Source organism: Aromatoleum evansii (assembly GCF_012910805.1).
Lineage (GTDB): Bacteria > Pseudomonadota > Gammaproteobacteria > Burkholderiales > Rhodocyclaceae > Aromatoleum > Aromatoleum evansii.
Genome location: NZ_WTVK01000096.1, coordinates 1 through 12514 on the forward strand (window position 1 = coordinate 1; position 12514 = coordinate 12514).

Genomic DNA, 12514 nt, shown 5'->3' on the forward strand with positions numbered 1-12514 from the left:
TGCGGGCGCTGCGGAGTCCACCCATCCCCACCCCAACCCGGGAGCCTGCGCTTCGCTCCGTCGTTCCGCAGGCGCGGAGCGGTGCTCCGCGAAACCCCTGCTCCACCCCCTTGAAGGGGAGGGAGCAACGGCGCTTGACCCAGGCTGCCATCAAGTGTGATTGCCGCCGGATCGGGGACTATTCCCCAATTCCGGGGCGTTGTCCCCGTTTCAACGCATCACGGCACAATCCGCGCGCCCAACCTGGGCAATCGGCCGTCAAACGGCAAATTGTCACAAGTTGTCGCGCACCGGCAGCAAGGACATTGGCGTAACCGGTAAGACTTTCGTCGCAAGCGGATTCGGGTAAGCCGCGTCGTTGCAGGGATTGCGTGGGGATCCCCCACCCGCGTTGCGGGGAAAAACTGGGGAAGTTTCCCCGTTTGTCCCCTCCAAAAAAATCAAGTAATTGAAAAAACGTGATTTTTTGTAATGGCACGACGATTGCGAGAACGCCCACGGGATTTTCCCATTTGGCTCGCGCCTGGTGTTGTTGGCCGGACGAGGGTCCGGGGTCTGCAGCGCACCGCAGACCAAAGCGTTGTAACCGTGGGGGGAACGACGATGAAGTATCTTTATCCGAAAGGGCGGGCGCCAGCCGCAGCCGGCTATCAAGGCCGGCTGACAAGGCTGGCCGGCCTGCTGATGCTGACCGGGGCGACATTGTTCGCCGCCGGCCAGGCCCAGGCGGCTCCGCCAAAGAGTGGTGGCGGAACGACTACGACCGGCGCCATCCAGTGCTCGCGCACGCTGGTCGCGAACGTGGTCGCACTCGACCAGCCACTCATGTACAACCGGCTCGGTGCGCAGAACATCAACGGCATGATGTACGCGCTCGAGGAAGACGTGGTGGATTCGAGCGGCAAGACGCTCGCCGCGGGCGGCACGAAGTCCGCCGGCAACGTCAAGCTGCGCGCCGACAAGCGGCCGCGTCCGCTGGTGCTGCGCATCGCGGCGGGCGAGTGCCTGACCGTGAATCTGACCAACCTGCTGAGCCCGACGGCCAACCCGCGCGACGCGGTGCCGCCCGAGATGCACATCGACGACCAGGTCGCCGACCGCAATGTGGGTTTCTTCGCGCAGGGCATGCAGGCGGTGAACAGCATCGCCGACATGGGCGACAACGTCGGCAAGAACGCCTCGTCGCTGGCCGCGCCGGGGCAGATGAAGACCTACACGCTGTACGGCGAGCGTGAAGGCACTTTCGTGGTGACGAGCTACGGCGCGACCTTCGGCGCCGACGGCACGGCCGGCAACATCTCCAGCGGCCTGTTCGGCCAGCTCACCGTGCTGCCCAAGGGCGGCCGTGCCTACCGCAACGTGCTGTCCGAAGAGGAAATGCGCATCGCCGCCGACAAGAACGGCGACGGCTACCTGACGGCGGCGGCGGGCGAGCTGAGCGCGGCCGGCCAGCCGATCATCAACTACGAGGCGCGTTATCCGAACGCCCAGCCGTGGATCAGCGAAGGCAAGGCCGGCAAGCCGGTGGTGAATACGGTCGACGGCACGCGCATCGTGCATACCGAGATCGACGCGGTGGTCCTCGGACCCAACGCCGACGGCACCTTCCCCGCCTCGACCTACCCGCTCGAGAGCATGGGCAAGCGCAACCCCGCCTACCCGAACCGCCTCGAGCCGTTCCGCGACTTCAGCACCGTGTTCCACGACGAGGTCGCGACCGCGCAGGCCTTCCCGGGCTTCTACAACGACCCGGTGTTCGGCTACGTGCTGCAGGCGACGCGCGATGCGTTCATGATCAACTACGGTTCCGGCGGCATCGGCTCCGAGATCATCGCCAACCGCCTCGGCGTCGGCCCGATGCATGACTGCACCTCCTGTGCGTACGAGGAGTTCTTCCTCACCGCCTACGTGGTCGGCGATCCGGCGCAGCTGGTCGACATCCCCGCGAACGTCGGCCTCGAGGCGCTCAAGCCGGGCCAGGTGCCGCCCGCCGGGACCACCGGCATCAAGGCGACGAAGGCGCTGTATCCGCAGGATCCGGCGAACGTGCACCACAGCTACATCGGCGACTTCGTGAAGTACCGCAACATCCACGTGGGGCAGGAGCAGCACGTCTATCACCTGCACAACCACCAGTGGCTGTTCAACCCCAACGACGACAATTCGAACTACCTCGACGCACAAGGCATCGGGCCGGGTTCCGGCTACACCTACGAGATGGTCAACGGCGGCTCCGGCAACCGTAACCGCTCGCCGGGTGACGCGATCTACCACTGCCACTTCTACCCGCACTTCGCGCAGGGGATGTGGTACATGTGGCGGATCCACGACACCTTCGAGGCCGGCACGAAGCTCGCGGTGTCGAACGGCACCAAGGGCTACCACAGCACGCCGTATGCGCTGAAGGACGGCACGCCGGCCCAGGGCGCGCGTGCCTATCCCGACGGCGAGCTGGTGGTCGGTGCGCCGATCCCCGCAGTGGTGCCGCTGCCGGGCAAGGCGATGCCGCCGATGCCGGGCAAGGTGAGCGTCGTCACCAAGTACGTCACCAACCCTGCCACCGGCACCCAGGTCATCGCCGGTTCCAAGGCGCAGGTCGACCGCAGCGCTGCCAACAAGAATACCGACGGCACGTTGAAGAACCCGGGCTATCCGTTCTGGGTCGCCGGCATCGAGAGCACGATGGGGCAGCGTCCGCCGACCCCGCCGCTCGACATGCTGACCCAGGCCACGGCCCAGGCGCTGAAGGCCAGCGGCAACGCGCTGTGGTCCGGTCTCGAGCCGGCGCAGGCGGGCGGCTGGGACGGCGGTCTGGCGCGGCACACGCTCGAGGGTACGCTCTCCGGCACCACCGCGATCGTGACCACCAGCCCGGTCGACTTCCTGAAGAAGCTCACGGCGGCCAAGGCGGTGTTCTTCCCCGAGGAAGGCACTGACGCGGAGCAGGCGGCGATGGCTTTCCACTCGCAGAAGGAGCACGCGAGCTACAAGGCCGACCCGTCCGGCAGCACCGTCGCAGCGGCAGCGTTCAAGACCAACGGCGCCAAGCCCTCGGTCGCGGCGCCGTTCGCCGAGCCCTGCATCGACGACACGCAGAAGCAGCTCACTGCGGCCGCCGGCGCGGGTACCTGGTACGGCGGCTCGACGATGAGCTCGTGGTACACCGGCCAGGCCTCGCAGTACAACGCGACCACGCCGCGCGTGTACAAGGGCGCCAACATCCAGTTCGACGCGGTGATCAACAAGGCCGGTTACCACTTCCCGCAACAGCGCATCATCGCGCTGTGGGAGGACGTGATGCCGGTGATCAACAAGCAGCAAGCGCCCGAGCCGCTGGTGATGCGCCTGAACACGTACGACTGCGCGATGTACGACCACACCAACCTGGTGCCGGAGTTCTACGAGCTGGACGACTACCAGGTGCGCACGCCGACCGACATCATCGGCCAGCACATCCACCTGCCCAAGTGGGACCTTTCCACCACGGACGGCGCGGCGAATGGCTGGAACTATGAGGACGGCACGCTCTCGCCGGGAGCCGTGGTCGAGCGCATCCATGCAGTCCGCCACTTCAACCACTGCACCGAACCGACCGACCCGCGCGACGGCAGCAACGTCTGCCCCGTGCCGAAGGCTCACCCGTACTTCGGACAGTTCAATCGTCCGGACTGGATGGGCGCGCGCACGACGCAGCAGCGCTGGTATGCGGACCCGCTGTTGAACCAGTACAACATCGACCGCGGTCTGGGCAACATCTTCACGCATGACCACTATGGTCCCTCGACCCACCAGCAGATCGGCCTGTACGCAACCGTGCTGACCGAACCGGCGGGCTCGAAGTGGTACCAGGCCGAGACTGGCGCTCCGCTGGGCACCCGTGCGGACGGCGGCCCGGTTTCCTGGCAGGCGGTGATCAGCAGTGGCGACATCGACGGCGACAAGATCGATGACAGCTACCGCGAGTTCTACCTGGAGTTCACCGACTTCCAGCATGCGTATGAAGCCGGCGTGTATGTCGGTGCAGGTCCGGACGGCATCCCCGACCCGGTCAAGTACCCGACCAGCCCGGACAGCTTCCGCTACGCGATCAACCCGCCGGCGAAGAAGACCACGCTGCCCATCTTCCCCGACATGCAGCGCATCGTCGCTGGTGGCGAGAAGATCGGTTGCCCGGTCCGTCCGTGCCCGCAGGCGATCTCGGCGGACGACCCCGGCATGTTCGTGGTGAACTACCGCAACGAACCGGTGGCGCTGCGCATCTACGACCCGAACAAGACTGGTCCCGACGGCAAGCCGGGCATGCAGGCGGACGGGCTCGCGGGTGACCTGGCGTATGCACTGCAGAGCCGTACCGACCGCAAGATCGCAGCGTTCAACGAAGCACCGAGCTCGATCAGGCAGGCGACCGGCCCGACCGGAGGCGTCACGACCTTCCCGCCGCACATCAACAAGGCGGGCGACAAGCCGGGCGACCCCTTCACCCCGATGCTGCGCACCTACGCGGGTGACATCGTCCGCGTCCGCGTGCAGGCCGGCGGCCAGGAAGAGGCGCACAGCGTCAGCATCCACGGCGTGAAGTGGCTGCAGGCGGGTTCGGCCTTCGGCGCGGCAGGCAACTCCGGCTGGCGTAACGGCCAGATGGTCGGCATCTCCGAGCAGTTCAGCCTCGGCATGCCGGTGGCGATGTATGCGGATGCGAACCGCACGGAAGCCGACTACATGTACTCGATCAATCCGTCGATCGAGGGCTACTGGAACGGCACGTGGGGGGTGATGCGCAACTACGCCGAACTGCAGTCCGACCTGTTCGCGGTGCCGAACAACCCGCTGCCGGTGGGTATCACCAACGCGGCGGACTTCACCGGCATCTGCCCGAAGAACTACGTCGATCCCAAGCTCGGTGTGCTGCCGGTCAAGCAGCGCGACTTCAACGTGGTGGTGGCGCTCGCCAACGACATCCTGCCCAACCCGCTCGGCCTGACCATCGGCATGGCGGGCAGCGACGGCAAGCATGTCGGCGGCCCGCTCAAGGCCAACGGCGGCACGCTGGTGTACAACTCGCGTCCGACCAGCATCCCGGCTGCGACCATCATCGACGAAGTGACGGGTGAGTCGATCACCATTGGTGGCAAGTCCGGCCCGCTGCACGACCCGACCGCAATCATGTACGTGCGCAAGGACGACCTCGATGCGACCACCGGCAAGCTCAAGGCCGGCGTCCCGGTCGAGCCCCTGGTGATGCGTGCGGCGTCCGGCGAGTGCGTGAATGTGGTGCTGGAGAACCGGCTGCCGGCAGTGATGCCCGATCTGCCGTCGCCCAACCTGATGTCGCCGGTCGTCGTGCGTGACCGTTACGGCGCAGTGGGCACCACCAGCTTCAACAACAACCTGATGCGTCCGTCCGCACACGCTGGCCTCCACACCCAGCTGGTGATGTACGACGTGACCAAGTCCGACGGCGCCAACGTCGGCATCAACCCGGTGCAGACGGTCGCACCGCGGGCGAGTGCCGCCGATCCGTACCCGACGACGTCCTATCAATACTACGTAGGAGACCTGGGCCGCGCGTTCTCTGCGCAAACATCCACCATCAAGAAGGCAACCGACACCGTCACGGCGGTGGGCATCGAGTTCGGCGGGGTCAACATCATGCCGGCGGACCGTGTCAAGCAAACGCAGAAGGGTCTCAACGGAGCGTTCGTCGCCATGCCGCCGGAATCGACCTGGGTCGAGGACAGCAACATGCGCGCCGCCGCCACGGTGACCAAGACCTCGAAGCCGGAGCTTGCGACCTACCGTGACTTCGCGCTGCAGTGGGCGAAGGGCCTGAACATGCGTTGGGCCAATGGCGAACCGGTGGAGAACGTCGCCGCCGAAGGTCCGATGATTCATGAGGATCCGGAAGACAACTCGGCGATGGCGGTGAACTACAAGGTCGAACCGCTGTGGTATCGCTTCCAGAAGGCTCCGGACGCGCCCTTCGGTCACGCCAACGGTGCCGGCTTCGCTGCAGTGCCCAATGCCAACATGGCCTACAGCAATGCCCTGGTCGGCGGCGCCGATCCGGAGACGCCGGTGCTGACGGTCGGTCGCGGGATGCCCTTCCGCATCCACCTGGTGCAGGCCTCGGGTGGCAGCCGGATGGGAACCTTCGGCCTCCATGGCCACGTGTGGCAGCGTGATCCGTACCGTGCCAACAACGTCGATCAGAGCGGCTACCCGTCGCGCAAGTTCGGCGTGGGTTCGACGCGGATCCTGTTCAACCCGCTGGGGATGTTCCTCGGTGGTCAGGAAAGCATCCTGCCGGCCGCGCACTTCACCTTCAACATGGCCAGCGCAGGCGGCGCCAATGCAATCCCGGGCGACTACCTGTACCGCGACTTCGAGTCGCTGGGCAACCTGGGCGGCCGCTGGGGGATCGTGCGGGTGCAGTAAGCAACACGCAGCAAGCACGGGGTGCGGCGCTGCCGGCCGCATCCCGCTGGTACGAAGCATGCATAGCTTGCAACAGCACTATGGCTGTTGCGTATTGGGCGGGTCTGAATGGCAGTGGGGCCCGCCACCTTTTTCGCGGATGCAGCCGCATCTTGAACGACAAACGGCGTATTCCGGCGCGTCGATGAACGCGCAGCCACACGAATTCGTAGTCCGGGTCCCCCCAGTCGTGGGGCCCGAAACCGGGGGAAATCATCGTGAGCAAACTTCGCTTCGCAACACTTTCGCTGCTGGTGTCGTGCGCCTTGTCCGGAACCACCATCGCTGCCCCGGCCCCCGCGTCCGTCGCGGCGGATGCCAAGCCTGCAGCGAGCGGGCGCCTGGTGCGCGACGGCGTGGCGATCGACTTCGAAGCGCGTCCGGCCGGCGGCGCGAGCGAGCTGGTCGAAGGCGGGCTCGCCGACATCCGCTTCCGCATCACCGACGCCAACACCGGCAAGGGTGTGCCGGGGCTGCAACCGGGCGCGTGGCTGGACCTCGCGCAGGTGATCTCCAACCCCAAGGCCAACGAGCAGAAGGAGTGCAAGGACAAGATCGCGCTCTACCTGAAGGGCGTGGTCGGCGTGCGGCCGATGGTGGACCTCAACAGCTATTACCTGATGGTGCTCAACAAGGATCCGAGCATCAGCGTGATCGACCCGCTGACCTCGGTGGGCGGCGTGACCAGCACGCTGACCCGCATCATGCTCAAGCGGCCGCCGGTGGACTGGACGAAGAGTCCCGACGGCAAGTACATCTTCGTGTCGATGCCGGTCGCCGACCAGGTGGCGGTGGTCGATGCGACGAGTTTCCGCGTCGTCACCAACGTCGATGCCGGCGACGAGCCGGTGCGCGTCACGGTGCAGCCGGACGGGCGCTACCTGTGGGTCGGCAACAACTCCCGCGACCCCGCCAAGAGTGGCGTCACGGTGATCGACGCCCATACGTTCAAGCCGGTGAAGACCTTTGCGACCGGCAAGGGCCACCACGAGATCGCGTTCAGCGACGACTCGCGCCACGCCTTCGTGACTAGCCGCGACGCGGGCACGGTGAGCGTGTTCGACGTGGCGACGATGCAGAAGCTGAAGGATCTCGCGACCGGCCCGCGGCCGATCTCGGTGGCGCAATCGGGGCTGTCGAAGGCGCTGTACGTGGCCGACGGCCAGGCGGGCACGATCACCGTGATCGACGCCAGGACGCTGGCGACGCGCAAGGTCATCCAGGCCAAGCCCGGCCTCGGGCCGGTGCGCTTCACCGCCGACGGCCGCTACGGCTTCGCGCTGAACACGCTGGAGAGCGTCGCGACGGTCGTCGATGCCGGCAGCGACGAGGTCGTGCATGACATCAAGGTCGCCTCCGAGCCCTACCAGGTGACCTTCACGTCCGGCTACGCCTACGTACGCGGGCTCGCCACCGAGCGCGTGACGATGGTGAAGCTCGACACGCTGGGCAAGGGGCGCGCGCCGGTGCTGCAGAGCTTCGCGGCGGGCGGCGAGGCGCCCAAGCTGGCGGGCGACCTGCCGCTGGCGGCGAGCCTCGCGGCGCGCAACGACGAGGGCTCGGTGTTCGTCGTGAATCCGGCCAACAACACCACCTACTTCTACATGGAAGGCATGAACGCGCCGATGACCGGCTACCTCAACCGCGGCCACACGGCGCGCGCGGTGACGGTGGTCGACCGCGCGATGAAGCAGGGCGAACCGGGCGTGTTCTCGACCCAGGTCACGCTGCCGGCGTCGGGCAAGTTCGACGTCGCCTTCATGCTCGACCGCCCGCAGGTGCTGCACTGCTTCAGCGCCGAGGTGAAGCCGGGCGTGGTGAGCGACGCCAAGCTCGCGGTGCCGCGCCTCGAGTTCCTGCCGTCGCCGGTCACGGTGCAGGCGCCGGGCAAGGCGACGGTGCGCTTCCGCCTCGTCGCCGGCCGCAAGGACACGCCGCGCACCGGCCTCACGGACCTGAAGGTGAGCTACTTCGTCGCCCCGGCCGGCACGCGCCAGAGCGCTGCGGCACGCGAGGTGGGCGAGGGGGTGTATGAGGCGCAGGTGCAGCTCGGCGAGACCGGCGCGTACTACGTGCATGTGGACTCGGAGGCGCTCAGGGACACGCAGAACAAGCCCTACCTGACGCTGCGCGCGGTGTCGGCGGTGGCGGGCAAGTGAGGAAGAAGGGGGCGATGATGAAGAAGGCAGCGGTGATGAAGAAGCACGCAGGAGCGATATCCATGAAACAGCAGCGCAAGCAGAGAATCATGCAGGCCAGCCTGATCGCGCTGGCCCTCACGGTGGCGGCGAGTTTCATCGTGCCCAGCCTGGCGCGGGCGCATTCCGAACATGCGATGAAGCCGCAGGCGACGAAGGTTGCCGCGGCCGATGCCCACGCCGCGCATGCGGGCCACGCGAATCATGCCAATCACGCCAACTCCGACATCAAGCTGCCCGAGGACGTGACGGTGCGCTTCGCCGACGTGCTGCTGCTCGACCAGAACAGCAAGGAGCGGCGCCTCAAGTCCGAAGTGATCGGCGACCGCATCGTCGTGATGGACTTCGTCTACACCAGCTGCACCACGGTGTGCCCGGTGGTCTCCGCGATCATGGGCGAAGTGCAGCAGAAACTCGGCGGGAAGGTCGGGCGCGAGGTCGCGCTGGTCTCGCTCACCGTCGATCCGGTCCGCGACACCCCCGCCCGCCTGCGCGACTACGCGCGTTCCCGCGGGGCGGGCGCGGGGTGGTCGTGGCTTACCGGCAGCACCACGGCGGTCAACGACACGCTCAAGGGTCTGGGCACGTGGACACCCAACTTCGAGGACCACCCCGTCGTGATGATGGTCGGCGACGGTCGCACGGGCAAATGGACGCGCTTCTACGGCTTCGCGGACCCCGCGATGCTGGTCGCGCAGGTCGAATCGCTGATCGCGGCGCGTGCCGCCACCCGGGAGTAAGACAATGATCGCTGCACGCCGCACCCTCATCCGCGCATCCCTCGCCGCCCTCGGGCTGGCTGTCGCCTCGGGCGCCTTCGCGCAAGGCAAGCATCATGACGGGCATGCCGGTCACGGCGACCACGCCGGGCACGCCGACAAGCACGGCGCCGCCGCGGCCAGCACCCAACCGGCCGCCCAGCCTGTCGTGGCCCCCGCCACCGGCGGCGGCACGCACGACGCACGCGCCTACTTCACCGACACCGAGCTCGTCGACCAGAACGGCCGCAGGGTGCAGTTTTACAGCGACGTGCTGAAGGACCGCGTGGTGATGCTCAACGTGGTGTACACGAGCTGCAAGGACGCCTGCCCGCTCATCACGCGCAAGCTCAAGGAGGTGCGTGACGCGCTGGGCGAGGAGGCCGCGCGCAAGGTGCATTTCATCTCGATCAGCAGCGATCCGCTGAACGACACGCCGGCCTCGCTGAAGGCCTTCGCGGTGAAGAACGAGGCCGACAATCCGAACTGGACCTTCCTCACCGGCGACAAGGCCAAGGTCGACTTCGTGCTGGGCCGCCTCGGCCAGCTCGGCCAGAGCGCCGAGGAGCATTCCACGCTGCTGATCGCCGGCGACGTCGCGACCAAGCGCTGGAACAAGATCCGCCCCGATGCGCCCCCGCCGGCCATCGCCGAGCGGCTGAAGGTGCTCACCGAGCCCGTCGCGAAGGTGAGCGCGGCACGGTGACGATCATGGCAAGCCGCCGCCTCTCATGGTGGTCGGGTGTGATGGCCGCGCTGGCATGCGCCGCGGGGCCTGTGGCCGCAATCGAGCTGACTGCTTCCGAACAGGCCGGAAAGCAGATCTTCCTCGAGGGCCGCAGTGCCTCCGGCAGCAGCATAGCGGCCCGCGTCGGTGGTGCGGACACGGCAATACCGGCAACGGTGGTGCCGTGCGCCAACTGCCACGGCGCTGATGGCCGCGGGCGGCGCGAGGGGGGCGTGCGCCCGCCCGACATCACCTGGCGGCGGCTTGCCCTCTCCTATGGCCAGCGTCTGGAAAACGGGCGCGAACGGCCGGCCTACGACGCCGCGAGCTTCGCGCGCGCCATCACCAGCGGGGTCGATGCGGGCGGCAACCGGCTCGACCCCGCGATGCCGCGCTTCACGATGTCGGCGCGCGACGTGGAGGACCTGACGGCCTACCTCAAGCGCCTGGAGGACGACGGCGATCCGGGCCTGCTCGCCGACGCCGTGCGCGTGGGCACGCTGCAGCCTGCGGCCGGCCCGCTGGCCGAGCTGGGCGCGACCGTCACGGCCCTGCTGCGCGGCACTTTCGACGCCGTGAACGCCGGTGGCGGCGTGCATGGGCGGCGCGTCGAGCTGGTGGTCGCGGATCCCGGCACCGACGCCGCGGGCGCGGAGGCGGCGCTGCGCCGCCTGGTGGAGGACGAAAAAGTGTTCGCCGTCGTCGCGCCGTTGGTGCCGGCGCTCGACGGGCGGCTGGGCGAACTCGCCGATGCCGCGCGCATTCCCGTGGTCGGTCCGCTCGCCCATCTCACCGGCAGCGGCGGCCGTTTCGTGTTCGACCCCCTGCCCGGTCTGGGCGAGCAGCTCGGCGCGCTCGGCGAATACGCCGCCGCGGCGCTCAAGCTCGCGAATCCGCCCGCCGCGATCGTGCACCCGGACGAAGCCCGCAGTGGCGCCATCGCCCGCGCACTGGCCGAGCGCCTCGCGCGCCGCGGCTGGTCGCAGGTGCGCGCCTATGCCTACGTACCCGGCGCGTTCGACGCGGCCGGCGTGGGCACGGCACTGGCCGGGCAGGGGGCGCAGGCCGTGTTCTTCATGGGGCGCGACGCCGACTTCGGCGCGCTCGCGGCGCAGGCGCCGCTGCAGAAGTCGCCGCCGTGGCTGTTCGCCGCCGCCAACCAGGTCGGCGCGTCCGCGCTGCAGCTTGCGCCGGCGCAGGCCGGGCGCGTGTTCATCGCCTACCCGACGCTGCCGCAGGACTGGAGCCCGCAGGGCGCGGGCGCACTGCGCGCGGTGCGCGAAAGGAGCGGCGCAGGCGAGCGCCACCCCGCCTTCCAGGTCGGCGCCTACGCCGCGGCGATGGTGATGGCGGAAGGCTTGAAGCGTGCGGGGCGCGACGCCAGCCGCGACAAGCTGGTCGCCGCGCTGGAGAACCTGCACGGCTTCCAGACCGGCGTGACGCCTGCCATCGGCTTCGGCCCCGGGCAGCGCATCGGCGCGCCCGGCGCCCACATCGTCGGCGTGGATGCGCAGAAGCGCGTGTTCCGCCCGACCGGCCGTTACGTGCGGCTGGATACGGTGCAGGAGTGAGGCAATGGGCTATTGTTAGGAGGAAGACGAGTGAGGACAGACCAGGTACAGGGCAGGCGCGCCGCCACGGCGCAGGAGAGGAGAGGAGGGGCCGTTCGCCACGTGCTGAGCGGCCTGCGGCTCGGGGCGGCGGCCCTGTGCCTGGTCTGCACCCTCGCGTTGCCAACGCCGGCCGCCGCGCAGGAGGTCGGCGTCGCGGCGCGCGTGAATGGTGCGGAGATCTCCGTCTTCCGCCTCGAACGCCATTTCGAGGACTACCTCAAGCTGCAGGCGCGCAACGTCGCCGCGATCCGCAATCCCGAAGTGTTCAAGCGCCTCAAGCGCGAAGCGCTCGACCAGCTCATCGACAAGGAGCTGCTGTGGCAGGAATCGCAGCGGCGCGGCATGAAGGTCGACGACGCCGCCGTCGAGGAGGCGCGCAAGGGTATCGAGGGGGGCTTCGCGACCCGCGAGGCCTACGAGCGCCGCGTGCGCGACGCCGGCTTCAACGAGGCCACCTACGCCGAATACCTGCGCCACGAGCTGGCGGCCAGCCGCGCGCTGCAGGCGCTGGCGGGCATGCCCGAGGTCAGCGACGAGGACGTCAGGCGCACCCTGGAACAGGAACCCGCTCCCGCAGGCATGCCGGAGGCCGAGGCGAAGCGCCAGGTGCGCGAGTACCTGGTCGTGAGCCGCCGCGCCGAGGCCGGAAGCAGCGCGCTGCAGAAGCTGCGCGGCGCGGCGAAGGTGGAGGTGTTGCAGAAATTCTGATCGGGGCCCCCACGCTGGGGGGAGTGACCCGGGGGG

6 protein-coding genes are annotated in these 12514 nt (G+C 68.2%); all 6 read left to right on the forward strand.

Annotation, left to right across the window (positions count from 1 at the left end; all coding sequences use genetic code 11):
* Positions 1 to 603 precede the first annotated feature (603 nt).
* A complete protein-coding gene (gene mnxG, locus GO615_RS26150) occupies positions 604 to 6435 on the forward strand; it encodes a manganese-oxidizing multicopper oxidase MnxG (RefSeq protein WP_169132794.1) in 5832 nt (1943 codons plus the stop codon).
* Between the two features lie 257 nt (positions 6436 to 6692).
* Positions 6693 to 8633, forward strand: a complete 1941-nt coding sequence (locus GO615_RS26155) for a cytochrome D1 domain-containing protein (RefSeq protein WP_339380144.1) — start codon at positions 6693 to 6695, stop codon at positions 8631 to 8633.
* A 62-nt stretch (positions 8634 to 8695) separates the two neighbouring features.
* A complete protein-coding gene (locus GO615_RS26160) occupies positions 8696 to 9412 on the forward strand; it encodes an SCO family protein (RefSeq protein ID WP_169132795.1) in 717 nt (238 codons plus the stop codon).
* Between the two features lie 4 nt (positions 9413 to 9416).
* Positions 9417 to 10136, forward strand: coding sequence for an SCO family protein (locus tag GO615_RS26165; protein ID WP_169132796.1), 720 nt, complete (start codon positions 9417 to 9419; stop codon positions 10134 to 10136).
* Between the two features lie 5 nt (positions 10137 to 10141).
* Complete coding sequence (locus GO615_RS26170; protein WP_246262469.1) at positions 10142 to 11728, forward strand: ABC transporter substrate-binding protein; 1587 nt, start codon at positions 10142 to 10144, stop codon at positions 11726 to 11728.
* A 30-nt stretch (positions 11729 to 11758) separates the two neighbouring features.
* Positions 11759 to 12478 (forward strand): SurA N-terminal domain-containing protein, encoded by a 720-nt coding sequence (locus GO615_RS26175; protein ID WP_169132797.1) that lies wholly within the window; start codon positions 11759 to 11761, stop codon positions 12476 to 12478.
* The last annotated feature ends 36 nt before the right edge of the window (positions 12479 to 12514 follow it).

Bases quoted from the DNA above. Each gene is read 5' to 3' on its own strand.
- mnxG (WP_169132794.1), top strand. From the start codon at position 604: ATGAAGTATCTTTATCCGAAAGGGCGGGCGCCAGCCGCAGCCGGCTAT.
- GO615_RS26170 (WP_246262469.1), top strand. From the start codon at position 10,142: ATGGCAAGCCGCCGCCTCTCATGGTGGTCGGGTGTGATGGCCGCGCTG.
- GO615_RS26160 (WP_169132795.1), top strand. From the start codon at position 8,696: ATGAAACAGCAGCGCAAGCAGAGAATCATGCAGGCCAGCCTGATCGCG.
- GO615_RS26165 (WP_169132796.1), top strand. From the start codon at position 9,417: ATGATCGCTGCACGCCGCACCCTCATCCGCGCATCCCTCGCCGCCCTC.